The organism is Thalassomonas sp. M1454, assembly GCF_007097525.1.
In the GTDB taxonomy this organism is placed as follows: domain Bacteria; phylum Pseudomonadota; class Gammaproteobacteria; order Enterobacterales; family Alteromonadaceae; genus Thalassotalea_A.
The window spans coordinates 211916-238866 of the sequence record NZ_VKDD01000004.1; the positions used below are offsets into that span (position 1 = coordinate 211916).

Below are 26951 nucleotides of genomic sequence, written 5' to 3' on the forward strand. Positions count from 1 at the left end.
CTTCTCACAAAAATAATAATAATAGGTTTTGGGGTAACATTGAGTTGCCAATCTCTGGCTGGGGTGAAGCTTGCAGATGTTTTTTCAGATAATATGGTTTTACAAAGGGATAAGCCAGTAAATATATGGGGGCAGGCTGACCCGGGAGAAGCCGTGAAAGTTACCTTCTCAGAACAAAGTTTGACTACGGTTGCCAATATTGATGGTACGTGGGCAGTACAACTAGCACCTTTATCCGCAAATAAACATGGTCAGCAACTACAAGTAACAGCTCAGAATACCCAAGTAATTAATAATATTTTAATTGGTGATGTTTGGCTTGCCAGTGGCCAGTCTAATATGAAATACCCCACGCAAGGTATTTTAAATAGTAAAGAGGTTATAGCTAAAGGTAACAATCCTTTAATTAGATTGTTGAATATTAAACAAAAAATAGAAAAACAAGCGCAAACAAAGTTAGCGGATAAATGGCAGGTTTCATCTGCCAATAGCATTAAACAATTTAGTGCTCTTGCTGCGGTATTTTCTCAAGAGATACAACCACAATTGGATGTGCCTATAGGTATTATCTCCGCTGCGGTAGGTAGTACATCTGTTGAAGCTTGGGTATCAAAAGATGTATTGCAGTCAGATTTATTTGCCCCTGCAGTTGCTAAATGGCAGGAGGTTGAAAACAATTGGGATGTATATGAGGCGGCTTACTTTCAGGAAGAACTTGTTAAGCATCAGCGCTATCTGGCAAAAATGAAATCTCAAGGCAAAACGATACCGCCAAAAAGATTGAAACCGCCAACCAAAGCGATAGCCCCGCACGAGAGTCGTCAATACCCATCAGGTTCATACAACGGTATGCTGCACCCACTATTTCCAATGACCTTAAAAGGGGTTTTATGGCGCCAAGGTGAAGCCAATATGCAAAGAGGTTGGCAATATCAATTTTTATTGGCTGAAATGATCAACTTATGGCGGAGTAATTTTAAGCAAGCCGATTTACCTTTTATCCAAGTGCAATTACCAGAGCAAAAGCGGGCTGTTGCAGTACCTAGAGATAGTGCTATTGCAGAAACACGTGAATCACAGTTTAAAGTGGGAACCAAGCTAGCTAATGTGCACACTGTTGTAACGATAGACTTACAACAACAAGGTGATATACACCCGAAGAATAAAATAGTGGTTGGCCAGCGCATTGCATCTGTAGCTCTTAATAAAGTTTATGGTATAGATAAAAGATTTTCGAGCCCAGTGTTTAGCCATGTTAAGCAATCAGACACTACATTATTTGTGTACTTTTCTGATATCAGCAAAGGGCTGGTTACGGCTAACAGGAAAATTGGCTCTGGTATACAGTTGCTGCAAACTCATGATGCCCCCGTTGGTTTTGCCATTGCAGGAAAAGATAAAGTATTTCATTGGGCAGATGCTAAGTTGATTAATAATGTTGCAGTATTATCCCACCGTGATGTTAAACAACCTCTGTATGTACGCTATGGCTGGGCCGATAACCCAGAAGGTCTTAATGTTTATGATGCCAGTGGTGGACCATTAATGCCATTTCGTAGCGATACTTTACCAGCTATCAGTAAAGGTAATGTAGAGGATAAAGTTAGGATGAATAGATAATTTTTTTAAAACTATTTTTATAATTAATTGTAATGTCAGGAAGTAAAATGATTAAACGAATCCTAATTTTAGCTATCTCTTGCTTCATTTCTATAAGTGCTGCAGCTAAGCAGCCTAATATTGTTTTTATTCTTGCTGATGATCTTGGAGCTCATACTTTGAGTTCAGATGGCAATCCAATAATGGAAACGCCACACCTAGATAAATTTGCCAATGAAGGCATGAAATTTACGCGAGCTTATGCCAATGCTTCTACCTGTAAGCCATCTCGCGCGGCAATCATGAGTGGTCAATACGCACCTAGAACATCGATTTACCGAGTTGTCGATCGACATAAGATGAAAGGTAAACCTGATCTTAGCAACAGCATTAAGTTTAAAGTACCACCAAATGCGAGTCATTTAGCATTAGAAAATGTGACTATCGCCGAGTCGTTAAAATCTGCTGGCTATACTACAGGGCATTTTGGCAAGTGGCATTTAGAGCAATATAAAAACTACCTACCAGATACCCAAGGCTTTGATGTCTCATATGAAAGCCATAAGGCGCACTTTGCAGCGAAAATAAACGTAGATCAAAAGATATTAGCTGAAGATGTTTATGTTGGTGACTACATGACAGATAAGGCTATTGAGTTTATGTCGCAGGCAGTTGCTAAAAAACAACCATTCTTTACTTATTTACCCTATTTCCTCATTCACAAACCTACAGAAAGTAAAGCTGAAGATGTTGCTTATTTTCAGAAAAAATTAGGTAATGATTATGATCAAACAACCATTCAAGTAGCGGCAATGACTAAAGCATTAGATGATAATGTTGCCCGGGTTTTAACAACGCTAAAAGAGTTAGGAGTTGATGACAATACATTAGTGATATTCACCTCGGATAATGGTGGCTACAAGATGCAAGATAATATTCTTAATGGCGATCTGCGTACTTATAAAGGTGAAGTTTATGAAGGGGGGTTAAGAGTACCTTTCTTAGCTCGTTATCCTGGAAAAATAAAACCAGGAAGTACTAATTCTGAGATGGTGATGGGAATTGATATTTATCCGACTCTAATGGCATTTGCTCAGGCTCAATTAGGGCAAAAAGTATTGGACGGTGAAAATTTGATGCCCTTATTAACTGGAAAAACCCAGCAACTAGAGCAACGTGCTCTTTACTGGTTTTTCCCTAAGTGGTCACAATATAAAGCGGTTACTAAAAAGTGGAAAAATAGCTGGCGTAATGTCATTAACGATGGTCAATACAAGTTAATACAATACCCAGATTATAAAACCATTGAGGTGTATGACTTACAAAATGATCCAAATGAGAAAAAGGATATTGCTAAAATATATCCAGAAATAGCGCAGCGCTTAGAAAAACAGTTAAACCAATGGAAACTAGCTATTTCAGCACATAAAGAAATACCTAATCCTAATTATTCTGAGTGATTAAAAAAAAGGCCTGACAATGTCAGGCCTTTATCTATAACAAATGTGTTATTACTTACGCTTCATTGAATCGAAGAAGTCGTTATTGGTTTTTGTCATTGCTAGTTTATCGATCATGAATTCCATAGCGTCGATTTCGCCCATCTCGTGTACGATTTTACGCAGTATCCACATCTTCTGTAATTCATCTTGTTTAGTAAGTAGCTCTTCACGACGAGTACCAGAGCGGTTAAAGTGAATTGCAGGGAATACACGTTTCTCAGCAATCTTACGAGATAAGTGTAATTCCATATTACCAGTACCTTTAAACTCTTCGTAGATAACTTCGTCCATTTTAGAACCCGTATCAACAAGAGCTGTAGCGATAATTGTTAAGCTGCCGCCTTCTTCAATGTTACGTGCCGCACCGAAGAAACGCTTTGGACGATGCAGAGCGTTTGCATCAACACCACCAGTTAATATTTTACCTGATGATGGAATTACTGTGTTGTATGCACGAGCTAGACGAGTAATTGAGTCGAGTAAGATAACAACATCTTTTTTATGCTCAGTTAAGCGTTTGGCTTTTTCAATTACCATTTCTGCCACTTGTACGTGACGACTTGCAGGTTCATCAAATGTTGAGGCTACAACTTCACCTTTTACTAGGCGTTGCATTTCTGTCACTTCTTCCGGACGCTCATCAATAAGTAATACCATTAACTCACATTCTGGATGGTTATAAGCAATACTTTGCGCGATGTTTTGTAGTAATAACGTTTTACCAGCCTTTGGTGGAGCAACGATTAAACCACGTTGACCTTTACCAATTGGAGAAGCTAAGTCTAGAGTTCGTGCAGTAATATCTTCTGTACTACCATTACCACGTTCCATTGTTAAACGGTCAGTAGGGTGAATTGGCGTAAGGTTTTCAAATAGTATTTTGTTACGAGAGTTTTCAGGCTTATCAAAGTTTACTTCATTAACTTTTAATAAAGCGAAGTAACGTTCACCATCTTTAGGTGGGCGAATCTTACCAAAAACTGTATCGCCTGTTCTTAAGCTAAAACGTCTTATTTGACTTGGAGATACATAAATATCGTCCGGTCCAGCCAAGTAAGATGAGTCAGCTGAGCGTAAGAAGCCAAAGCCATCTTGTAAAATTTCTAACGTACCGCCACCAAAAATATCTTCACCGCTTTTGGCGTGAGCTTTAAGGATTGCGAAAATGACGTCTTGTTTACGGGTGCGAGCTAAATGTTCAAGCTTCATTGTCTCAGCAAGTTTCATTAATTCGCTGATAGATTGAGCTTTGAGTTCGATTAGATTCATATTGATGGGTCTTTGTGCTTTTATAGTGTTTGCTTAATTAAATTGTGTTTTAAGCGAGTGTTAAACTTGCTAAAACGAAAAGGTCTTTGAAAAAAGATATGTTGAGTCTTTAAGTTAGCATTAAAATTACAATAGGTAAAGTTGTTGCTTAATTAACCGGCAGGTATTTTGTGATTTTCATAAAAAAGGCTGATTTTCATCAGCCTTTTTTCGAGAAATTAAAGATTTGCGTCTAAAAATTCTTTTAATTGGTTCTTAGAAAGTGCACCTACTTTAGTGTCGGCAACTGCACCATCTTTGAATAATAATAACGTAGGGATACCACGGATACCATATTTAGGTGGAGTACCAGAATTTTGGTCAATGTTTAATTTACCAACTGTTACTTTACCGTCGTATTCTTCAGCAATTTCTGAAAGGATAGGGGCAATCATTTTACAAGGACCACACCATTCAGCCCAAAAGTCTACTAGTACAGGGCCTGTAGCATTAATTACATCAGCATCAAAGCCGTCGTCAGTTAACTGAACAATTTTATCGCTCATTTTTTTCTCCAAAAGGGTGGCAATACGCCATATCAAGATTCAATATTTATCGATATTGGGATGCATTGCAACTATTTCAAGCTCATTTCTGGTAATTAGTTATAACTTTTCATCATTTGCTTAAATATCGATAATAAACAACGAGCTTATTACATAACCTAATACCATTGCCATTAATTATGTGCACAATGAGCAGAAACTTAATGCATTGCTATAAGCTTGTTATTATCAAGTAAAGCTATATAAATTATGTGCATTGCCATTATATAGTGTTATTCTAAAGGCTATGACAAAAACACATTTAACAGAAACTAAGTTTTCCGAGCTAGGTCTTGCGCAAGCAGTCGTTACCGGCTTGGAATCTATGGGCTTTCACAACTGTACAGCTATCCAAGAGAAATCTTTACCGGTATTACTTTCAGGTAAAGATATTGCAGGACAAGCACAAACAGGTGAAGGCAAAACAATCGCTTTTTTAGCTGCAACGTTTCATCACCTGCTGTCTAAACCTAAACCAGAGCATAATCAGCCACGTGCGATTATCATGGCTCCTACACGCGAACTTGCTATCCAAATTGCTAATGATGCAAAAGAAATGGTAAAAAGCACAGGCCTGCGCCTAGGTGTAGTTTATGGTGGCGAGGGCTATGAGAGTCAACGCGAAACATTAGATAAAGGCGTTGATATCTTAATTGGTACTTGTGGTCGTTTAATTGACTACTTAAAACAAGGCGTTTATAAGCTAGATCAAATCGAAGCGGTAGTTTTAGATGAAGCCGATCGCATGTTTGATTTAGGTTTTATTAAAGATATTCGCTTTATGTTTAACCGCATGCCTGGCGCTAAAGAACGTTTAAATATGTTGTATTCGGCAACCTTATCTTTCCGCGTGAAAGAGCTTGCTTTTGAACATATGAATGACCCGGTAAGTGTTGAAATCGAACCGGAACAAAAAACTAATTTACGCATATCTGAAGAACTATTTTATCCTTCAAATGAAGATAAAATGGCTCTGTTGCAAACCTTACTTGAAGAAGAATGGCCAGATAAAGCCATTATTTTTGCTAATACTAAACATGTTTGTGAACGAGTTCATGCGCATTTAGAAGCGGATAAAATTCGTGTTGGTTTGTTAACTGGTGACGTACCACAGAAAAAGCGTAACAAAATCTTAGAGCAATTTACTGCAGGTCATTTAGATGTGCTAGTTGCTACTGATGTTGCGGCTCGTGGTTTACATATTCCAAATGTTACTCACGTTTTTAATTACGACTTACCTGACGATTGTGAAGATTACGTACACCGTATTGGTCGTACTGGACGTGCCGGTGCTACTGGTCATGCAATAAGCTTTGCTTGTGAAGACTCAGTATTTAATTTGCCTGCAATCGAAACATATATCGAACATGCATTGCCGGTAAGTAAATATGATAGTGACGCACTATTAACTGATTTGCCAAAACCTAAACCTCGACCTCGCAGACATAATGCGAATAATCGTGGGCGTAATGGTAATTCTGGTGGTAATCGTAACCATCGTCGTCCCAACCATAATAGATAGGAAGTGTTAAATGCCTGCAAGTGTCCCTTCTTGCTCTCAGCCGTTATATGCGGTCATTGATTTAGGTTCAAATTCGTTTCATATGTTAATCACTCGCCTGGTCGCTGATAGCGTCCAGGTAGTTGATAAAGTGAAACGAAAAGTTCGTTTAGCTTCTGGTCTAAACGAGCAAAACATTCTCAACCAAGCCGCCATGGCTCGCGGTTGGGAATGTTTAAGTTTTTTTGCTGAACGCCTGCAAGACATCCCCGCCGAAAACATAAAAATAGTTGCTACTGCAACCTTAAGGCTTGCGCAAAATGCCAATGAATTCATCACTAAAGCAGAAGCTATTTTAGGTTATAAAATTGAACTTATTTCGGGTGAAGAAGAAGCTCATAATATTTATTTAGGCGTTGCTCATACAACCGCGAGTGCAGATAAGCGTTTAGTGATTGATATTGGCGGCGCTAGTACTGAGCTTATTGTTGGTAGTGGCTTTGAACCGAAAAAATTATGCAGCTTAGATATGGGCTGCGTGACCTTTAACTCACAGTTTTTCAGTAACGGTGAGCTATCGGCTTCAGCGTTTGCACTAGCCAATAAAAAAGCTAAAAGTTTACTGCAGCCACTTGTTGATACGTATAAGTCAATTGGCTGGGATTGTGCTTTAGGTGTTTCTGGCACATTACAAGCTGTTGCAGAGGTACTTTCAGGACAAGGTAAGGTGCAACAAATTACTTTGGCTAACTTGTTAGATATCCAGCAGCAGGTTATCCAATGTAAAACCCTTGATATGTTAAATATTCAGGGTTTAGAGCAAGAGCGCATTCCTGTTTTTGCCCCCGGTTTAGCTATATTAATCGCTATATTTGAAACCTTCGATATTACAGATGTGCAAATTGCTGGTGGTGCTATCCGCGAAGGTCTACTGTATGAGTTACTGCCGAATATGCGTAATGTTAATATTCGTCAACGTACATTAGCTGGCTTAATTGAGCGTTATAGTATTGATGAGCGTCATGCTTATCGTGTTGCCAATATTGCCGATCAAGGCTTCAATGATTTAGTCAAACCTTGGCAGCTACCTAATAATTTAGCCAGTATTTTACAATCAGCCTGTGTGTTACACGAGATTGGTTTATTACTTGAGTATAAGAAAAACAAACAGCATGCCGAGTATATTCTAAATAATGCCGATTTAGCTGGGTTTTCTGATGCCGAGCGTAAGTTGCTCATAGCCCTAGTGAGTAATTATAAAACCGAAATTAACTTTGTTACTTTAGCCGCGCAAAGCTTTACCACAAATGATCTGGCAGTTCGCATTATTGCAATTTTAAGGTTAGCAGTTATTTTATCAAGACGAAGAAAAGACGATGCATTAGATCGCGTTAACTTTACTGCACAAGATAATAGCTTAACTTTACAGCTTGAAAGTTCGTTCTTAGAGAAGCATCCACTGATTTATGATGGCTTAAAACGTGAAGTTGAATTTTTAGCGCAGTTGCAATTGAGCTTTAGCGTTACAACCTTCGATTAAGCACTTTTTGCTGTTCTCATTACCCACATATTTGTAAGTAAAATGATGGCTGCGCCAGTAACAATGTTTATCGTTACTGGTTCAGAAAATATCAGCATTGCTGCAATCACGCCATAAACAGGCTCTAAATTGAGCGCAATACTTGCACTCCCTGCACTTAAATACCGCAACGAATAGACTAACAGTGTATGAGCCAACGCGGTGAATACTACCCCCAGCAGAATGAGCAAGAGTAGTTCGTTAAATTCAGGTGTTAGTTGGTAGTAAAGCAGACCTGGAGCCAAGATAAAGGCTGCTACTAAGTTTTGATAAAAAGAAATTTGTAAGGCAGGGGTATTCTCGATAAATTTTTTATTAAACAAGGTTAGTGCGGCGAAACTAATTGCTGATAGTAAGCCGCTTACTAAGCTTGTTATTGAGTATTCAATGCTGCCATCAACAAAAATAATTATTAGCCCCAGTAAACAAATGAGTGATGATACTAAGGTTTTGATCTGCAGCTTTTGCTTAAAATAAACAGGTTCAAATAGCGTCACAAATACTGGGAAGCAGGCAAAAGTTAGCAAGCCTAAAGTAACACTTGAGTTGCGTATACAGTGAAAGAAACTCCACCAATGCAGAGCGAGAAGTATGCCGCTTATTAGCAGAGGCATATATTTAGATCGGGTATTTAGTTTTAAGCTTTGTTGAGTAAATTGGCAAAATAAAAAAATAGCCGCGGCCGCAAAAAAACTACGACCGAGTACTATGTATAGAGCAGGTAAGTCTAACCATTTACCAAAGAGTGCACACAGAGCAAATAGTAATACCGCGCAGTGTAGCAGGATAAATGGCTGAGTCATTACTCCTCTTTTAACCAACGTGCTACTTGTTTAGCGAAGTAGGTTAGAATGCCATCAGCACCTGCGCGTTTAAATGCTAATAAGCCTTCCATTACGCATGGCTTTTCCGCTAACCAACCATTTTGAATTGCAGCCATATGCATGGCATATTCGCCACTTACTTGATAAGCATAAGTTGGCACTTGGAAGTTGTCTTTAACGCGGCGCACAATATCTAAATATGGCATACCAGGTTTTACCATAACCATATCTGCACCTTCATGGATATCTTGGGCGATTTCATGCATTGCTTCGTCTGAATTGGCAGGATCCATTTGATATGACTTTTTATTGCCACCTTTAATGTTGCCTGAAGAGCCAACAGCATCGCGAAATGGGCCATAATAGTTTGATGCGTATTTGGCTGAGTAAGCTAAGATGCGGGTATTAACAAAACCCTGGTTTTCTAACTCTTCTCTTATGGCGCCAACTCGGCCATCCATCATATCAGAAGGAGCAACTACGTCAGCACCCGCCCTAGCATGTGATAACGCTTGTTTAACTAAGATCTCTTTAGTTACTTCATTTAATACGTAATTGGTTTCATCAATGATGCCATCTTGACCGTGTGTGGTGAAAGGGTCTAACGCTACATCGGTAATAACACCTAACTCAGGGAATGCTGCTTTTAATGCGCGTACAGTTCGTTGTACTAGAGCATCATCATTGTATGCTTCTTCAGCTAATAAGCTCTTTTTCTCGCTTGGCACTACAGGGAATAAGGCAATTGCGGGAATGCCTAATTCTACTAATTCTGCGGCTTCTTCTAATAGTAAATCTAAACTCTTGCGTTCAACCCCCGGCATTGAAGGTATTGCTTGTTTTTGATTTTCACCTTCAAGTACAAATACTGGGTAAATCAAATCATTAACCGTCAACTGATTTTCAGCCATTAATCGGCGAGAAAAATCATCTTTACGCATACGTCGTAAACGTTTTGCTGGGTATTGACCGAATTGGTTGTTGTTATTCATAAAATCTCCTAACCAGTAATATTGAAGAATGCTTTGGCATTGTTACTAGTATGCATAATTAGTGTATCTGTATCTATCGTCATTGCTTGCGCCAAGGTTTGAGCTACAAAAGGCAAGTACTTAGGTTCGTTTCGGCTACTTTTAGGTTTTGGCCTAATTGTTCTAGGGGTTAAATAAGGCGCATCGGTTTCAATCATAATGCGATCTAATGGTATATATTTCGCGATGTCGTAGAGCTCTTGACCTCGTCTGTCATCGCAAATCCATCCAGTAATGCCAATATATAGGCCCATATCTAAACAACTTTTTAGCTCAGTAAGGTTGCCAGTAAAGCAATGGCTCACTGCCGCAGGTATTGAGTCTAAACTAGGTTTAAGAATAGCTTGCCATGGGGTAAAAGCATCGCGTTGATGTAAAAATAATGGCATATGTAAACGGGCAGCTAATGCAACTTGTTCACTGAACACTCGTTGTTGGTTTTCAGGAGTAGAAAAGTTACGATTAAAATCTAGGCCGCACTCGCCAATGGCACGAACTTCGTCGTTACTGGCAAGCTTTGTTAGTTGCTCGATATAGTTGCTAGGCGCGTTATCAGCATCATGGGGGTGAATACCTGCGGTGCAAAATAGATTGTTATACTGCTGGCAAAGCGCTAGTGCACTCTCGCTCTCAGTTAAACTAGTACCTGTAATAATTTGGTGAGAAACACCCGCATTGAGAGCATTTTCTAGAACGTTATCTCGGTCTTTATCGAAGCGAGAATTAGTTAAATTAACACCAATATCAATCATTTGCGCAGTCATTTTAGTTAATACGTTTAACTTTAACTGAACGATTTGAATTTTCAGTGGTTAATGAAAATGAATTAAACATGCCTCTAGATATTTTTACTTGCTGACCACTTTTAAGCTTTATACGGCCAGAAGAAATAGTTGACCATTTTTGACCATTGGTGAAAGTTAGAGTCCATTTCCCGTGCGGGTTCTTAGAGGCTTTTTCTATGGTAAAAATAAAGTGATCAGTATCAATTTCTGCTTGTGTTTTTTTATGTTCGTTACCAAAGTTATTTTCAAGCTCTTTTGCAGGATCTGGCGCTTGTACAGTAACAGCCGCTGGCTCTGGTAAAATAGGCTCGGTGATTAAAGGCGATGACTCTGCCGTTGTTATAGCTACCTCAGGAGCTGAATTATCAGAGGTGCTTGTTGTTAAATTATTGGCGCTAAACCATGCATCAAAACAGGCTAAACGTTGCTTATCATCGCTAAGTTTTGCACATTTTTGAACATCAGCATCGACCATAGCAACACTGGCGTTAACAGGGATAAATAAGAGAGCAAAAAGGGTAAATAAATTAACTGTTATTGATTGTATTTTCATCTTGTTCATCATTATTAGGACGTGTGTAAAAAGATGCTGCAATAAGCCCAAGCTCAAATAAAAGCCACATAGGTATAGCTAATAATGTTTGTGAAATCACGTCAGGAGGAGTGAGCAACATGCCGATAACGAAGACGCCAACTACAACGTAAGGGCGCTTCTCCCTTAGTGCATTCGGTGTAGTAAACCCAGTCCAACACATAAGTATAATTGCAATTGGTATTTCAAATGCAGCGCCAAAAGCAAAAAATAGCTTAAGCACAAAATCTAAGTAACTTGATATATCGGTTGCAACAACGACTCCTTCAGGAGCAAAGTTACTAAAAAATTCAAACGCTAAAGGAAACACCACAAAATAAGCAAATGAAATGCCGCCGTAAAATAATAAGCTACTGCCAAATAACAAAGGTGCAATTAAGCGTTTTTCATTTTTATATAAACCTGGAGCAATAAAACTCCAAATTTGGTACAAAATAAATGGCATCGCCAGAAAAATGGACACCACTAAGGTTAGCTTAAATGGGGCGAAGAATGGCGAAGCTACATCTGTAGCAATCATATTAGAGCCTTCAGGCATAACTGCGAGAAGGGGCTGAGCTAAGTATTGATAAATATCTTGAGCAAAATAGGCCAGACTAGCAAAAATAACTAATACGCTTAGCACCATAGCCAACAGTCGGCTACGTAACTCTAATAAATGATCAAATAATGAAGAGCCACTAGATTGTTCACTTGTCATTTTTTTCGTCACTTGCGCTAGTTTTATTGTTTGATGCATAAGGTCGATTAGCTTCTTCTGCTGCGGCTTTTAAAGAATTCACTGACTGCTCTAGCTCAGGAGAAAGGTCTTTTAAACCTTGCTCCTCTGCCTTTTTTAGATTGGCATGCAGCTCATGAACTCGTAACTCTTCTTTAAGCTCAGTTTGTACTGAGGTACTGAATTGCTTGATGTTATTTATCCATGCACGAATAGTACGAATAGCAGTAGGTAGGCGCTCTGGTCCCAATATAATAAGACCCATTACGCCTATAACCATAAGCTCCCAAAAACCAATATCAAACATCGATTACGCCTGATCTTTATCTTTTGATTTTTCTTTTACATCATCAAAGCTGCTGTCAGCTTTATCTTGAGTTAGTTTTTCCGCTTCAGGCTCTTCTTTTGAGTCTTTATCGTCACTCACCGCTTTTTTAAAGCCCTTTACTGCAGAGCCTAAATCACCACCAATGTTGCGTAGCTTTTTAGTGCCGAATAATAAAATGATAATGGCAAACACAATTAATAGTTGCCAGATGCTAATTCCACCCATAATGTAATCCTATTAGTTTATATATCGTTATTATAATGTGTATAAGCTATATATCATATCAGTTTCAAATATTTATCAATATTAGTTTTATAAAAAAATTCATTTTAGTGCATACTTGTAATTAATAAGTCTTTGATCTTAAGGAATAAGGATATTTTTTGCTCCGTTTAGCTGTATTTTTTCTATTGAGTATTGCTTATCTACCTTTGGTGCAATCAGCAGAGGATGATATGGAGCGTGTGGCTGTATATCCAGATCCTGAAGATGATTGGTTATTTGGTTTTCATGGCGCTATTAGCGACTCTGTGCACGGTACTGCAGCATGGTTTGATAGCTTCTTTGCTACGCAAGAAGTTGATGGTAGTAAGCCGCAAACATCTGCTCGTATAAGACTTGGCTTTGAGCCTAGGGCAAGAGACTTTGACGTATTTACCCAAAAATTTAGACTGCGCGTGCGTTTACCTAATCTATCTAAAAAAGTCGATTTAATTTTCTCTGATGAAGCTGAAGACGATAAAAAAGAAAATCAAGTTGATCAAGGTCGAGATATTACTAATGACAAAGAAGATTCTTTCACAGCAGCAATACGTTTAATTAATGTCGATAAATTAACTGAGTTTATTGATACTCGTATTGGTATATCAGGCGGGGATTTATTCACAAAAGCGAGGATAAAATATACAAGCGATTTTTCTGATATTCATGAATTTGAATTTCAGCCGTCAATCTACTACTACCTTGATGATGGTTTTGGGCAAAGGCTTTTTGTCGAGTATGACTATAATTTTGCCCCGAAAAAACAGTATCGCATGAACTACAGTATGACATTCTCTGAACGTTATGAGGGGCATCGCTGGCGCAATACCTATAGCTACCTGCATCAAATTGATAGATTTCGTGCTACCGCGTTATCGGTTTCGATAAATGGTGAAGATAATGGCGACAGAGGCTTTGTTGTTGATAACTACGCAGTAAGCTTTCGCTACCGGGTTAATGCATATAGAAAATGGCTTTACTTTGAGGTCGAGCCCTTTATGGAATGGCCAGAGGAATTTGATTATAAAATCACTCCGGGCATTGCTTTAAGGGTTGAAGGCTACTTTACCCGAGAGTGATATTGTGTAACTAGTAGGCTATTTCTTTAATCCTAAATAAGAAAATACAGTGCCAAAGATAGCTGCAGTCGAAGCTATGATTAATTCTTCATTAATATATAACTGACTGGCAATTACCATTAAAGCACCGGCAATAATTAAGTAACGAACACTTTGGTGTTGTTTTAATTGTTGAGCTTGCCATTTTGCCAAGGTTACTTGTTGTTGCTGCGCCGTTTCTTTACCTGTTTTGAGGTAGTCATAGACTAAATCTGGCAGTTCAGGTAATTTCTCACCCCAAAATGGCAGGTTTTCTCTTACTGCATTAAACAATGCTTTAGGACCCATCTGCTCTTTTACCCAATCTTCTAAAAATGGTTTTGCAGTTTTCCATAAGTCTAATTCAGGGTATAGCTGACGGCCTAAGCCTTCAATGTAGAGTAATGTTTTTTGTAATAAAACTAATTGCGGCTGCACTTCCATATCAAAGCGTCTAGCGGTATTGAATAGATTAACTAATACTTGCCCAAATGATATTTCTGCCAGAGGTTTTTCAAAAATAGGCTCACATACAGTGCGAATAGCAGCTTCAAACTCATCGACACTGGTATGGGCTGGTACCCAGCCAGAGTCAACGTGCAGTTGTGCTACTTTTTGGTAGTCGCGGTTAAAAAAGGCGACGAAATTTTCGGCTAAGTAGCGTTTATCATCTTTATGTAATGTACCAACGATACCACAATCTATGGCTATCCAAGTTGGATCTTCTGGGTTGCTTGTATCAACGAATACGTTCCCTGGATGCATATCTGCGTGGAAAAAACTGTCCCTAAATACTTGCGTAAAAAATACTTCAACCCCACGCTCTGCGAGTAATTGCATATTAACATTTTGCGCATTTAATTCGCTGATATCACCAACGCCAATGCCATTGATACGCTCCATAACCATAACGCTTTTACTGCAAAATTCACTGTAAACTTCAGGAACATACAATACATGGTCATTTTCAAAGTTACGTTTTAGTTTTATTGCGTTTGCAGCTTCGCGCAATAAATCGAGCTCATCGATAATGGTTTTGCGATATTCTGCGACTACTTCGACTGGTCTTAAACGTTTGCCCTCACTATAAAAACGGTTTACTAAGCGCGCAAATGTATGCATCACCTTTAAATCAGCAATGATGATTTTTTCTATGTCGGGACGAATAACCTTTATAACGATAGGCGTGCTGATGTCATCGTTGATTAAATTTGCAGTGTGAACTTGTGCTATTGATGCTGAGGCTAACGGTTCTACGTTAAAATCACTAAAGTGTTGTTCAAACTTTTCATTGCCGATAGCGGCAACAATCAAAGCTTTTGCTTGCTCGCCATCAAATGCACCTACTTTATCTTGTAATAAGGCAAGTTCGTTGGCCAGCTCCACTGGTAATAAGTCACGGCGAGTGGATAGCATCTGACCAAATTTAATAAAGATTGGTCCAAGTGATTCAATGGCTAAACGCAGGCGTAATTCAACCGGCTTATCTTTATGTTTATTACGCAGCCAAAATAGACTATGGCGGGCAACTTTGGCGAGGAAAGGGGTTTTATTCGCAGGCAACAACTCGTCTAAACCATAGTTTAGAAATGTTTTGACGATTTTATACAAACGTTTATTGCGCACGAAAATCCTTAATATTAATTATTGTTTAATCAGTTAGTTTATACGATTTTGCAGTAAATCAAGTTTACTCTGCAACTTGTTTAACTCTAATTCAACCGCTTTTACTTTACTGCTAAATGCGCTTAATTCTGAGTCTGTTACCAGTAAGCGTTTTTCATGTAAAAGGTACTCACTAGCATCTTGGCTTATTTGTGCTTTGGCAAAATTAAGCTTGTCGAGTAATTTAGCGCCTAAGCTATTTAGCCTATATGCCGGTATATCACCAATTCGCTCGGCAAGTTGCTTTTCCCAGTCAATATTAAGCTGCTCGGCTATGCCGGCAAATTGCTGCGCAATTTTTAAGTCACCAACAATATCAAGATCGCCAGAGCGTATTAATGAGGTAAGTAGTTCGGTTTGCTTTAATTTTGCTAAGCTCGCAAAGTTACTATGGATAACACAATCATCGCTATGGCTAGAGGCTATTACCGATACTGTATTTAATTCAACATTGAGGGTGATTGGATAGTCTAACTCAGTGATTTGCAGAGTTAGGCTTTTGCCATTGAGTTTACTCAATGGCTCAGTAATATTGCTATCTAAAGATAACGCCTTGTTAATGATTATTTCAATTATAGCCGTTAGCATCTGCTTAGGCATAAGTTGCTCAACATTCATTATTTAGAACTTATAACCTTTATGTAAAGCGACTATGCCACCGGTTAAATTGTGATAAGTGGTTTGCTCAAAACCTGCATTTTCCATCATGGTTTTTAACGTTTCTTGATCTGGGTGCATACGAATTGATTCGGCTAAATATTGGTAACTTTCGCCATCTTTAGCCACGAGTTCACCCATTTTAGGTAAAATATTAAATGAGTAAAAATCGTATGCTTTATTAAGCAGGTCGTGCTCAGGTTTTGAAAATTCTAAAACAAGTAAACGACCACCTGGTTTTAATACGCGGAAAATAGAACGTAGTGCTTTGTCTTTATCAGTAACATTACGTAGACCAAAAGCAATAGTTACAATGTCAAAGCTATTGTCATCAAAAGGCAGGGCTTCGGCATTTGCTTGTACATAATCAACGTTGCCTACAACACCTAAGTCACGTAATTTATCGCGGCCAACATTAAGCATTGAGCTATTAATGTCGGCTAAAATAACTTTACCAGTTGGCCCGGTTAATTTTGAAAATTTTGCCGTTAAGTCACCGGTACCACCAGCTAAATCAAGAATACTATTACCTGGGCGTACGCCACTAGCATCAATAGTAAAACGTTTCCATAAGCGGTGAATACCAAACGACATAACATCATTCATAATGTCGTATTGCTTTGCAACTGAGTGAAAAACACCGGCAACCATAGTTTCTTTTTCTTCCGCCTTAATTGTTTTAAAGCCGAAGTGGGTTGTATCTTTGTTGTCAGTAGTCATGTATTTGGTACCAATATTTTTAAAAATAGTTTAATTGTCTTTAGTTTACGACAAAGTAAGCGAGAGTAAAATTAATTTCCTAGCCGATTGGTAGGTATTTTATATTATTTGTAGTTTTGCTTGATTGATATCAAGACTAAATACCTTGAACGGCTGATTTTTCAATATTAAGCGTTTGAATATTGCTCTTTATTGGCAAGCCAGCGCTTAATTAAGGCCTCTGCTTGTTGCGGTGCTTGTCGCCATAATAAATAAGCCTGTTGCTGTATCTCGGGAATAAGTTCGCCGTCTCTAATTAGATCGGCAATTTTTAAATCGGCTATGCCGGTTTGCTTAGTGCCGAGTAATTCACCAGGACCACGAATTTCTAAATCGCGTTCGGCAATTAAAAAGCCATCATTTGATTCTCGCAATACACCTAAACGTTTGGTTGCGGTTTTTGACAGTGGACTTTTATACAGCAACACACAATGAGAGGCGACAGAGCCTCGGCCAACACGACCGCGCAGTTGATGTAATTGTGCTAAACCTAAACGCTCAGGGTTTTCGATGATCATTAAGCTGGCATTGGGTACATCAACGCCAACCTCTATTACTGTGGTAGCAACTAATAAGTGAATATTTCCAGCTTTAAATTCATCCATAATGGCTTGTTTTTCAGCTGGTTTCATTCGGCCATGCACTAAGCCTACTTTTAATTCACTTAATGTGTCTTGTAAATATGCTGCAGTATCTTCAGCTGCTTGGCATTCGAGTACTTCTGATTCATCAATTAAGGTACAAACCCAGTAGGCTTGTCTGCCTTCGTTTAAACAATTATGGCGTACGCGTTCGATCACATCATCACGGCGAATATCTGCAACCGCAACTGTGGTTATCGGTGTTCGCCCAGGTGGAAGTTCATCTATTACCGAAGTGTCTAAATCAGCATAAGCGGTCATAGCAAGAGTTCTTGGAATTGGGGTTGCTGTCATGATCAGTTGATGTGGGTAGCAGTCGCCAATTTTGCCTTTTTCACGCAGAGACAAACGTTGATGCACACCAAATTTGTGTTGCTCATCAATGATAAGCAAGGTCATTTTGTTAAATTCAACTTGCTCTTGAAATAACGCATGGGTACCAATCACCATTTGCATGCTGCCATCTTTAATTGCTTCTAAAGCTAAGCGCTTAATGCTTACTTTACTTTTACTGGCAAGCCAACCAACTTGAATTCCTAATGGTGCAAACCAATTAGCAAAATTGATTGCGTGTTGTTCGGCTAATATTTCTGTTGGTGCCATTAAAGCGACCTGGTAGCCATTGCCTATAGCAGTTAATGCAGCAAGACCTGCAACTAAGGTTTTACCTGAGCCTACATCTCCTTGTACTAGGCGCATCATAGGCACATCTTTAGCTAAATCAGCTCTTAATTCTTGTACAACTCTTTGTTGGGCATTGGTTGGCGAAAAGGGTAACTGCCCTAAGAACCTTTGTTCTAACTCATTATTTATTACTAATGGAATCGCAGGATGCTTATCACTGGATTGACGTAGTTTAAGCATACTTAAATTATGCGCCAATAATTCTTCTTTGATTAACCTTAACTGAGCGGGGTGGCGACCTTCTTCTAATAAGGTAATTGATATATCTGGAGTTGGTCGGTGCAAGGTTTTTAATGCTTGCGTTAATGAAATTGGCTCAATAAAGAAATCATTTGGTAATAATTCTTCAACGTTACCGCGCTCTAACCGCAATAGTGTTTGTTCGGTAATATTGCGCAAACTTATTTGTCTTAAACCATCGGTAGTTGGGTAAATAGGAGTTAAGGTTTCTTCTACTTGCGGGGCACTAACGTCATCAGTAACGGTTTTATATTCAGGATGAATAATTTCAAAGCCACGTCCACCGCGCTGAATTTCACCAAAACAGCGAATACGGGTGCCATTACTTAAATTATTTTTTTGTGCTGCAGAGAAGTGAAAAAAGCGCAGGGTAATTTCGCCGCTACCATCATTGATTTTGACTAACAGCATTTTGCGACGACCAAAGGACACTTGGCTATCGATAACATTACCTATAACGCCAGTATGCATGCCCGGCATTAAATCGCGAATTTTGGAAACTCGGGTTTTATCTTCGTAACGCAGAGGTAGGTGAAATAATACATCTTGCAGGGTTTTTAAACCGATTTTTTCTAGTTTACTTGCAACGCCAGGGCCAACACCTTTGAGCACACTTACTGGTGTGCTCGCTAGGTTGTGCAATCCTTCGCGTAACAATGATGACATAGTTATGGCCTAAAATTCAGATGCGCGCTAAGACGATGTTACTCGTCTATCTCTTGCCATGCTTCTTTATTCATTTGCATCTTGTTCCACCAATCTTCATCAGCAACAATTTGCCCTTCATCGTCAATCTCAGGGTAAGGTAATCCTTTTCGTTGACAGGCTTTAGCAAATATTGGGTGACCACCTTCAAATAATACTCGGTCACGCTCAACTTTAGTGATGTTAGATGGAGAATCATACATACCAGCTAATTGACGCTGACGCTGAGCTTCGTAAAGGGTTACAGCACAAGCTACCGATACGTTTAACGATTGCACCATGCCTACCATAGGAATGATAATATCTTGATCAGCTAAGGCTAAAGCTTCATCAGAAGCGCCAAATTTCTCTTGCCCTAAGATAATTGCTGTCGGTTTAGTGTAATCAACTTCACGATAATCTACTGCTGAATCTGAAAGGTTAGTAACCAATACCTGCATGCCTTGCTCTTTCAAGTGCATGATTGCATCTTTGGTCTCAGTATGATGATGTAAATTAACCCAGTTTTGTGAACCAACCGCACTATTGCCACTCATATACATGCGACTGTTTTTCCACACTGCATGAACTTCATTAATACCTATAGCATCACAAGTTCGCACCACTGCGGCTAAATTGTGAGGTTTGTGTACACCTTCCATACAAACGGTAAGGTCGGTTTGGCGCTTAGCCAGCATATCAAGTATGCGTTTATGTCTTTCTGGAGTCATTAATTTACGCTCGGGATTTCCAATATGCCGTCAATTTCAATTTCTACGCCACGTGGTAGCTGTCTAACACCAATTGCTGCGCGGGCAGGGTAAGGTTGTTCAAAATAGCGACCCATAATTTCATTTACCGTGGCAAAATTTGCTAGGTCGGTCATAAAAATATTTACTTTAACCATATCATTAATGGTAGCACCTGCAGCTTCACATACCGCAACTAAGTTTTTGAATACTTGCTCAGTTTGCTCGGCAAAACCACCTTGAACCACTTCCATAGTCTCTGGTATTAGAGGAATTTGGCCTGATAAATAAACCGTGGTGCCAACTTTTACTGCTTGACTGTATGTACCTATTGCACTTGGTGCATCGTTTGTTGCGATAATTGTTTTCATGTTAATACCAATAATATTTGTTATTTTCTCGGTCGAGTAACGCGTTCAACATCGACCATAATTTTAATTTTTCTGATGATGTTGGCAATATGTACGCGGTCACGACAAGTGATTTCCATAGTAACCAAATAAATATTTGAATCTTTCTCTTCAGAGTTTAACGTACGAATGTTTGATTCACTTTGTGAGATCACCGAAGTAAGCTTAGCTAATGCACCTTGATGATTGATTATCTCTATTCTTAATGCCGCAACAAATTCTTTATCTATGTCGTTATCCCATTTTACCGGGAAGAACTTTCCTAGCTCTTTCTCTCGGCCATTGATGTTACGACAGCCATCTTGATGCACCATCAAGCCTTTGCCTGAACTGATATATGCAACAATATCATCGCCTGGAATAGGGTGACAACATTTACCATAACTAACCAGCATACCTTCAGAGCCTTTAATTGGCATTTTGCTTTTGCCATAGCTTGGCTCTTCGCTATCGTCAGTAAACTCACCAGTTAATCGTCTGGCGATACCTATACTTAGTTCGTTACCAAGACCAATGTTGGTCATTAAGTCATCTAAGGTGTCATAACCAGTATCTTGCACAACTTCGTTAATGGTTTGCAGATCTATGTCGCTTAGTTTTGTTGCACCTAACGCATGGGTTAATAAACGATGACCTAAATTAAGCGATTCGTTTTGCTCCATTGAGCGCAAATAGTTGCGAATTTGCATTCTGGCTTTGGCGGTAACAACAAAGTTAAGCCAAGTTGCATTAGGGCGAGCACCACTTGATGTGATTACTTCAATTATTTGACCTGATAATAGCGGTTTACGTAGCGGATATGGTTTGCGTTCAACTTTAGCGCCAACACAGCTATTACCTACATCGGTATGAACCGCATAAGCAAAATCTACGGCGGTAGCGCCCATAGGTAATTCTATGATTTTACCATCAGGGGTAAATACGTAAATCTCTTCAGGGAATAAATCGGTTTTAACGTTTTCAATAAATTCAAAAGAGCTACCAGCACTTTGTTGCAACTCTAGTAAACTTTGCATCCACTTACGAGCTCTTACTTGTGCTGTTGTACCTGAACTATCATCTTTGTCTTGCTTGTAAAGCCAATGGGCAGCAACACCTTTATCTGCCATTTGATCCATGTCTTGTGTACGGATTTGGATCTCAACCGGAATACCATGAGGGCCAATTAACGACGTATGCAAAGATTGATAACCATTTGATTTTGGAATAGCGATGTAGTCTTTAAAGCGCGTTTCAATTGGCTTAAACAAATTATGTACGGCACCAAGAGCTCGATAACAAGTATCGTAACTTTCATCAACCACAATACGAAAAGCATAAATATCCATGACTTCATTGAACATTAATTCTTTATTAAGCATTTTGCGATAGATTGAATAGAGGTGTTTCTCACGGCCAATAACTTGTGCAACTATGCCAAATTCAGCTAAGCGACTTTCTATCTCATCTTTGATGTTGGCGATAATTTCTTTACGGTTGCCACGAGCTTGAATAACGGCTTCTTTCAATGCTCTTGAGCGCATAGGATAAAGGGCTTCAAAGCCTAAAACTTCAAGTTCACTCTTGATGCCATGAATACCTAAACGGTTAGCTATTGGAGCGTAAATATCGAGGGTTTCTCGAGCAATTCTTCTACGCTTATCTGGGCGTAAAGAGCCTAATGTGCGCATATTATGAGTGCGATCGGCAAGCTTGATTAAAATGACGCGAATGTCTTGCACCATTGCCATGATCATTTTTCGAAAGTTTTCAGCTTGGGCTTCTTGATGATTACTAAAACTTAGTTTATCTAACTTACTTACCCCTTCCACTAACTCAGCTACTGTACTACCAAAAAGCTCAGCTAGCTCATCTTGGGTAACCTCAGTATCTTCAATTACGTCATGTAATAGGGCAGCCATCAGAGTTTCATGATCTAAGTGCATATCGGCTAAGTTTCGAGCAACTGCAACTGGATGAGTTATGTAGGGATCGCCACTCGAACGCATTTGCCCATCATGAGCATCATGAGCAACGACGTAAGCCTTTTTCAATAGATCGATGTGTTCTTTTGATAAATAGGTTTCAGCTTGTTTTTTTAGGGGTTCAAAAAGGTACAACTAGAGCTCCTATGCTCTCAATACATGGCATATGTGTGAGGTATAAAATATAGAATACGTTGAAAATAATACCAAGTCCATCAAGTTTTTATTGGCTTAGCTGCAGTTAAACTTCAGGAGATTGCGATATTAAATAAAAAAGAAAGCCAATGACTTTCATCATTGGCTTAAATTTATATGTTGCGTTAAACGAGTTTAATATTATTTATTAAACTTGGTTACCAACAATTGCAGCTACAGCAGCTAATTCTGCAGAATCTTGTTGAACTTGATGCTGACGGTCAGCATTGTCCATGATTTCTGTAGTGATTAGGTCAGCTTCTATTTCACGTAGAGCTAAAACAGTAGGCTTATCATTTTCTAAAGGCACTAATGGTTCTTTACCACCAGTAGCAATTTGACGAGCACGACGAGATGCAATTAGCACCAAGTCAAAACGATTACCAACTTTTTCAACAGCATCTTCAACAGTAACGCGAGCCATTTATATACTCCAAGAGAACAAAAATTTTTAAATAAGTCAGTCATTTTACTAAATGCTTAAACTTTATGCTAGTAGAAAAAAGCAACTTCGTAAAAATAACTGTAAGTTTAACTCAATTGTGCAAATTTATTTTTGTAAAAGTTGTTCGAACAATTGTTTATGGGCAATAGCCTGTTGTGATTGTTTAAGGCGCTGATTGTCGACTATGGTTGTTAGCTCTTTTAAGGCGTTGTCAAAATCGTCATTAACAATAATATAATCAAACTCTTGATAGTGTGAACATTCAGCTTGCGCTCTATCCATACGTCCTTGAATTGTTGCATCGTCGTCTTGCCCACGTTTTCTTAGACGTTGCTCTAACTCTTCGCGACTTGGCGGGCAAATAAATATAGTGGTAACTTGTGGTTTTTTTAAACGTACTTGCTGTGCACCTTGCCAGTCAATGTCTAAGAAAACATCTACACCTTTAGCTAGTTGCTCATCAATTGCTGATTCGGAAGTACCGTAGTAATTGCCAAATACTTCTGCCCATTCATAAAAGTCGTTAGCTTTTACCGATTGCTGAAATTTTTCAACCGATACAAAATGATAATGACGACCGTCTTCTTCACCTGGGCGAGGTTGACGCGTTGTATGTGATACAGAAACTTGAATTGGGCGAGATGAGTCCTGTTGTAAATAAGCGCTAATTAAGCTTGATTTACCGGCGCCACTTGGAGCTGAAAGAATAAATAAATTGCCTGGTACCGTCACAACAACCTCTGTGTTTACCGAATTATCGGATATGTTTAATAGGAAATGTTCAAGCGAGCCATTCTAACTTAAAATTGTTTTATACTCTAAATATAATTTAATATTTAACAAATTTTAATGAAATGTTTACTTAGTAACTACAGTGAACAGTCCTAATCTAGCTTAATACGCTGATTAAATAACTCCAAATAATAGTCTCTATTTGCATCAGCCACGGCTTTTTGCTCCTCTGTAAGGTTTATTTTAGGTTCGACAAATTCAGCAAAACAAGTGGAGTTTTCAACGTTTTCATACCAATGCTCAGCCCATACACCATCACTTTCCCTTGCGCCTTTCGGCCAACTTAACATACGCTCGCTAAATTCAATGCCAAGCTCAGCGCAAAGTTTGCTGAGAATGCCCCGTGGATTTAACAGTACATCTTTGCCATCGATAATAGGAATTTGTTGTCCGCTAATCTCACATAATTGTTGATAAAGTTGGTACTGCCTAGCAATGCCAATATCAGCAGAGCACACGGTAGGCATTTTTTTTACGTAAGAGTTAACGACATGCAAGGGATCTCGAATTAAAAAGCAGTGACTTAGATCTTTGGTCCAAGTTAAATCAATATCATCAAGCATATGGTGAGTCATATGCTTTTGATAAAAAATTTCTGTTGGTGGGGTTTCAGTTAGTTGTTCAACAACACTAGGCCACTTTATTGGTTGGCTCAATAAAATACTTTCTTGCATAGGGTGTGGAACAGTAGTGTTAGCCAAATAATAGGCATAAAAGGGCTCATCAATAACTTGGGTATCTGATCTGTTTTCCCATGAACGCATCATTGCTGTTGATATATTGCGCGGACCAGACCACATTGCTATAGTTTTCTTCATTACATTTCTCACTATTGCTTAGCTATCATATCTAGATAGAGAGTTTGCAGACGTGAAACCATAGGTCCTTTACCTTGTGTGGCAAACTCGCCAATATCTCGCCCGTCTACATTTTTTACCGGAGATACTCCAGCGAATGTACCGGTAACGAAGCACTCATCGGCGCCATATACTTGTGCGAGGGTAAAGTTTTTCTCACGAACAGTAATGCCCGCATCTTGGCAAAGCTTAATCACATTGGCTCGGGTAATACCTGCTAAACAATAGTCACCTGTAGAGGTCCAAACCTCGCCATCGCGGACAATAAAGAAATGAGTTGAATTACAGGTGGCCACAAAGCCATGCGGATCTAACATTAATGCTTCGTCAGCACCTGCTTTGGTTGCTTGAATACAGCCAAAGATACAATTGAGTTTTGAGTGAGTATTAAGTTTTTGATCTTGTACATCAGGGTAGCCTCGGCGCACGTAAACGGTATAAAGATTAAGGCCATGGTGCATGGTATTTTCAGATGGCACTTTGTATTCAGGTATGATGACTATGGTCGCGCTAGATATTGTTACTCGCGGGTCTTGATAAGGTGTTGCTTTTATCCCCCGAGTAACCATTAACCGAATATGCACATGATCAAACATTTCATTGGCACTGCAGGTGTCTAAAATTCTTTCGATTAAATCATCCTTACTAATACCTATATCCATATCAAGAGCTTTTGCTCCTTCATATAAACGTTTCATATGCTGGTCTATAAAGGTCAGTTTTCCATGGTGTAATCTTAATCCCTCCCAAACACCATCACCAAGAATAAAGCCAGAATCGAAAACGGATACTTTTGCTTCATCGCGGTGGAATAATTCGCCATTAATATTTATTTTTATATCGGCATTACGAGGATCTGAATTAGTATGATGGCTGCCTTTGCTCATTTATCACCTTAAATTTATAAATATTAGATTTATTAACTTAGCGTGATTTTTGAACAATGCCAATCTATAAAATTGCGCGCAAGAAAATTCAATATGACAGAAAGAAAAAAGCCACTCAAAAAATTTGAGTGGCGGTGACAGATCCGTTGGGTATGACTTCTTTGGGTCACTTGCAACATTTGGCTAGTAATTAGCTTTTTATTTTAATTATTATTATTAAGTGTATTTCTACGCCCGATAAAGAAGTTATCGAAATAAAAATCACTAGGCAATAAAACAGCAATTAAAAAATGTTCACAAAATCATTGAATATTTATTTAATTTGTTATTTAACAATGGGTTATGCTGTTTTTTCTGTGCTTGATATAGGCATAAAAAAAGCTTCAAAATGAAGCTTTTTAGTGTTTACTTTATGTTATTTATTTAATTTTTAAATAAAATTAAAGTACTTTCGAAATTGATTGAGCAAGATACTCGACGTTACTGTTAGCAATACCTGCAATACTCATACGACTTGAACCAACCATATAAATGCTATATTCATCTTGTAATTGTTGCACTTGCTCAGGGGTAATGCCTAAGAATGAAAACATACCTTTTTGCGAAGTAATAAAGTTAAAATCACGTTCAACGCCTTGTGCTTTTAGGTTGTCTACTAATAACTGACGATTACCATTAATGCGGTTACGCATTTGTGCTAATTCTTCATGCCATTGCTGGCGTAATTCGTCTGATGACAAAATTGTTTCAACAATTGCCGCACCATGTGCTGGCGGCATAGAGTAAATACAACGTACTACACTTAATAATACTGAATAAGCGATGTCGGTAGTTGCAACGTCTTTGCCAATAATAGTTGTAGCGCCGATACGTTCACGGTATAAACCAAAGTTCTTTGAACATGAAGTACACAATACCATCTCATCAACGTTAGCTGCCATTAAACGTACGCCATAAGCATCTTCGTCTAAGCCATCACCAAAACCTTGATAAGCCATATCGATTAAAGGCGTAAAGCCATTTTCAACGGCAAGAGCTACGATTTTTTGCCATTGAACCTGATTTAAATCCATACCACTTGGGTTATGACAACATGCGTGGAATAGCACTACGTCGTCTTTACCAACATTGCTAAGTGTTGCTAGCATTTCATCAAACTTTAATGATTTATTTTCGTAATCATAATATGGGTAGGTTTTAACGGTTAAACCAGCGGCTTTAAATAAACCAGTATGGTTTGCCCATGTTGGGTCACTTACCCAGATGGTTGCGCCGGGCTTACAAGAGCGTAAAAATTCAGCAGCAACACGCAATGCGCCTGTTCCACCAGGTGTTGATACGGTGCGAACTCGGTTTTGTGACAATATTTCATGCTCGCCAAAAACTAGCTTGCCCATTTCGTCGTTGTAACTAGCTGAACCGGCTGGCCCAATATAAACTTTGGTATCTTCGGTTTCTAAACGAAATTTCTCAGCGGTCTTAACACAATCTAAAATTGCAGTGTGGCCTGCTTCATTTTTGTAAACGCCAACGCCTAAATCAATTTTATTAGGGTTTTGATCTACTCTATATTTTGCTAATAAACCTAAAATAGGATCGGCTGGAAGAGCTGATAAATTACCGAACATGATACCTTTTACCTTTCTATGGGG

The 26951-nt window shown here is 38.8% G+C and carries 26 protein-coding genes; 5 read left to right on the plus strand and 21 right to left on the minus strand.

Going from position 1 to position 26951, the window contains the following annotated elements:
* Positions 1-39 precede the first annotated feature (39 nt).
* Both FNN08_RS10830 and FNN08_RS10835 read left to right on the plus strand, forming a co-directional pair.
* Positions 40-1620, plus strand: coding sequence for a sialate O-acetylesterase (locus tag FNN08_RS10830; RefSeq protein ID WP_185962634.1), 1581 nt, complete (start codon positions 40-42; stop codon positions 1618-1620).
* A gap of 47 nt (positions 1621-1667) precedes the next feature.
* Positions 1668-3059, plus strand: coding sequence for a sulfatase (locus FNN08_RS10835; RefSeq protein ID WP_185962635.1), 1392 nt, complete (start codon positions 1668-1670; stop codon positions 3057-3059).
* 51 nt (positions 3060-3110) lie between these two features.
* Here the strand turns inward: FNN08_RS10835 and rho are convergent, their stop codons facing one another.
* Complete coding sequence (rho, locus tag FNN08_RS10840) at positions 3111-4370, minus strand: transcription termination factor Rho (protein ID WP_143585650.1); 1260 nt, start codon at positions 4368-4370, stop codon at positions 3111-3113.
* 218 nt (positions 4371-4588) lie between these two features.
* Complete coding sequence (gene trxA / locus FNN08_RS10845; protein WP_143585652.1) at positions 4589-4915, minus strand: thioredoxin TrxA; 327 nt, start codon at positions 4913-4915, stop codon at positions 4589-4591.
* A 286-nt stretch (positions 4916-5201) separates the two neighbouring features.
* Between trxA and rhlB the strand changes: the two genes are divergently transcribed.
* On the plus strand, positions 5202-6476 hold the full coding sequence (rhlB, locus tag FNN08_RS10850) for an ATP-dependent RNA helicase RhlB (RefSeq protein WP_143585654.1): 1275 nt from the start codon (positions 5202-5204) through the stop codon (positions 6474-6476).
* 10 nt (positions 6477-6486) lie between these two features.
* Positions 6487-7995 (plus strand): guanosine-5'-triphosphate,3'-diphosphate pyrophosphatase, encoded by a 1509-nt coding sequence (locus tag FNN08_RS10855; RefSeq protein WP_143585656.1) that lies wholly within the window; start codon positions 6487-6489, stop codon positions 7993-7995.
* On the opposite strand, the gene FNN08_RS10860 is transcribed toward FNN08_RS10855, so the two are convergent.
* The 7 genes from FNN08_RS10860 to tatA are packed head-to-tail and all read right to left on the minus strand — an operon-like array spanning position 7992 to position 12537.
* Positions 7992-8837, minus strand: a complete 846-nt coding sequence (locus tag FNN08_RS10860) for a DMT family transporter (RefSeq protein ID WP_143585658.1) — start codon at positions 8835-8837, stop codon at positions 7992-7994. The genes FNN08_RS10855 and FNN08_RS10860 overlap by 4 nt on opposite strands.
* Positions 8837-9850, minus strand: coding sequence for a porphobilinogen synthase (gene hemB / locus FNN08_RS10865; protein WP_143585660.1), 1014 nt, complete (start codon positions 9848-9850; stop codon positions 8837-8839). The genes FNN08_RS10860 and hemB overlap by 1 nt, the downstream gene beginning before the upstream one ends.
* Before the next feature lie 8 nt (positions 9851-9858).
* On the minus strand, positions 9859-10653 hold the full coding sequence (locus FNN08_RS10870) for a TatD family hydrolase (RefSeq protein ID WP_143585662.1): 795 nt from the start codon (positions 10651-10653) through the stop codon (positions 9859-9861).
* A gap of 1 nt (position 10654) precedes the next feature.
* On the minus strand, positions 10655-11227 hold the full coding sequence (locus FNN08_RS10875; RefSeq protein ID WP_143585664.1) for a hypothetical protein: 573 nt from the start codon (positions 11225-11227) through the stop codon (positions 10655-10657).
* Positions 11202-11966 carry a twin-arginine translocase subunit TatC gene (gene tatC, locus FNN08_RS10880; RefSeq protein WP_143585666.1) on the minus strand — a complete coding sequence of 255 codons (765 nt, stop codon included), beginning with the start codon at positions 11964-11966 and terminating at the stop codon, positions 11202-11204. Before tatC ends, FNN08_RS10875 begins: the two co-directional genes overlap by 26 nt.
* The gene (gene tatB / locus FNN08_RS10885; protein WP_143585668.1) at positions 11956-12291 is read right to left on the minus strand and encodes a Sec-independent protein translocase protein TatB; all 336 of its coding nucleotides are present in this window, start codon (positions 12289-12291) and stop codon (positions 11956-11958) included. Before tatB ends, tatC begins: the two co-directional genes overlap by 11 nt.
* A gap of 3 nt (positions 12292-12294) precedes the next feature.
* A complete protein-coding gene (gene tatA / locus FNN08_RS10890) occupies positions 12295-12537 on the minus strand; it encodes a Sec-independent protein translocase subunit TatA (protein WP_143585670.1) in 243 nt (80 codons plus the stop codon).
* Between the two features lie 158 nt (positions 12538-12695).
* Between tatA and FNN08_RS10895 the strand changes: the two genes are divergently transcribed.
* On the plus strand, positions 12696-13652 hold the full coding sequence (locus tag FNN08_RS10895; protein ID WP_143585672.1) for a hypothetical protein: 957 nt from the start codon (positions 12696-12698) through the stop codon (positions 13650-13652).
* 18 nt (positions 13653-13670) lie between these two features.
* Here the strand turns inward: FNN08_RS10895 and ubiB are convergent, their stop codons facing one another.
* The 12 genes from ubiB to FNN08_RS10955 all read right to left on the minus strand — a co-directional run bounded on the left by ubiB (position 13671) and on the right by FNN08_RS10955 (position 26927).
* A complete protein-coding gene (ubiB, locus tag FNN08_RS10900) occupies positions 13671-15296 on the minus strand; it encodes a ubiquinone biosynthesis regulatory protein kinase UbiB (protein ID WP_143585674.1) in 1626 nt (541 codons plus the stop codon).
* A 33-nt stretch (positions 15297-15329) separates the two neighbouring features.
* Complete coding sequence (locus FNN08_RS10905) at positions 15330-15953, minus strand: SCP2 domain-containing protein (protein WP_143585676.1); 624 nt, start codon at positions 15951-15953, stop codon at positions 15330-15332.
* A 3-nt stretch (positions 15954-15956) separates the two neighbouring features.
* Complete coding sequence (gene ubiE / locus FNN08_RS10910) at positions 15957-16712, minus strand: bifunctional demethylmenaquinone methyltransferase/2-methoxy-6-polyprenyl-1,4-benzoquinol methylase UbiE (RefSeq protein WP_143585678.1); 756 nt, start codon at positions 16710-16712, stop codon at positions 15957-15959.
* A 167-nt stretch (positions 16713-16879) separates the two neighbouring features.
* Complete coding sequence (recG, locus tag FNN08_RS10915) at positions 16880-18982, minus strand: ATP-dependent DNA helicase RecG (RefSeq protein WP_143585680.1); 2103 nt, start codon at positions 18980-18982, stop codon at positions 16880-16882.
* 38 nt (positions 18983-19020) lie between these two features.
* Complete coding sequence (gene trmH / locus FNN08_RS10920; protein ID WP_143585681.1) at positions 19021-19731, minus strand: tRNA (guanosine(18)-2'-O)-methyltransferase TrmH; 711 nt, start codon at positions 19729-19731, stop codon at positions 19021-19023.
* A complete protein-coding gene (locus tag FNN08_RS10925; RefSeq protein ID WP_143585683.1) occupies positions 19731-20120 on the minus strand; it encodes a RidA family protein in 390 nt (129 codons plus the stop codon). Before FNN08_RS10925 ends, trmH begins: the two co-directional genes overlap by 1 nt.
* Positions 20121-20140: 20 nt before the next feature.
* Positions 20141-22258, minus strand: a complete 2118-nt coding sequence (gene spoT / locus FNN08_RS10930) for a bifunctional GTP diphosphokinase/guanosine-3',5'-bis pyrophosphate 3'-pyrophosphohydrolase (RefSeq protein ID WP_143585685.1) — start codon at positions 22256-22258, stop codon at positions 20141-20143.
* Positions 22259-22466: 208 nt separating this feature from the next.
* Positions 22467-22742 carry a DNA-directed RNA polymerase subunit omega gene (rpoZ, locus tag FNN08_RS10935; protein WP_143585687.1) on the minus strand — a complete coding sequence of 92 codons (276 nt, stop codon included), beginning with the start codon at positions 22740-22742 and terminating at the stop codon, positions 22467-22469.
* A gap of 126 nt (positions 22743-22868) precedes the next feature.
* Positions 22869-23495: a guanylate kinase gene (gmk, locus tag FNN08_RS10940; RefSeq protein WP_143585689.1), complete on the minus strand. Its 627-nt coding sequence runs from the start codon at positions 23493-23495 to the stop codon at positions 22869-22871.
* Between the two features lie 152 nt (positions 23496-23647).
* Positions 23648-24373: an HAD family hydrolase gene (locus FNN08_RS10945; RefSeq protein WP_221931787.1), complete on the minus strand. Its 726-nt coding sequence runs from the start codon at positions 24371-24373 to the stop codon at positions 23648-23650.
* A gap of 11 nt (positions 24374-24384) precedes the next feature.
* Positions 24385-25299: an aminotransferase class IV gene (locus FNN08_RS10950; protein ID WP_143585691.1), complete on the minus strand. Its 915-nt coding sequence runs from the start codon at positions 25297-25299 to the stop codon at positions 24385-24387.
* 440 nt (positions 25300-25739) lie between these two features.
* Positions 25740-26927 carry an amino acid aminotransferase gene (locus FNN08_RS10955; protein WP_143585693.1) on the minus strand — a complete coding sequence of 396 codons (1188 nt, stop codon included), beginning with the start codon at positions 26925-26927 and terminating at the stop codon, positions 25740-25742.
* Between the last annotated feature and the right edge of the window lie 24 nt (positions 26928-26951).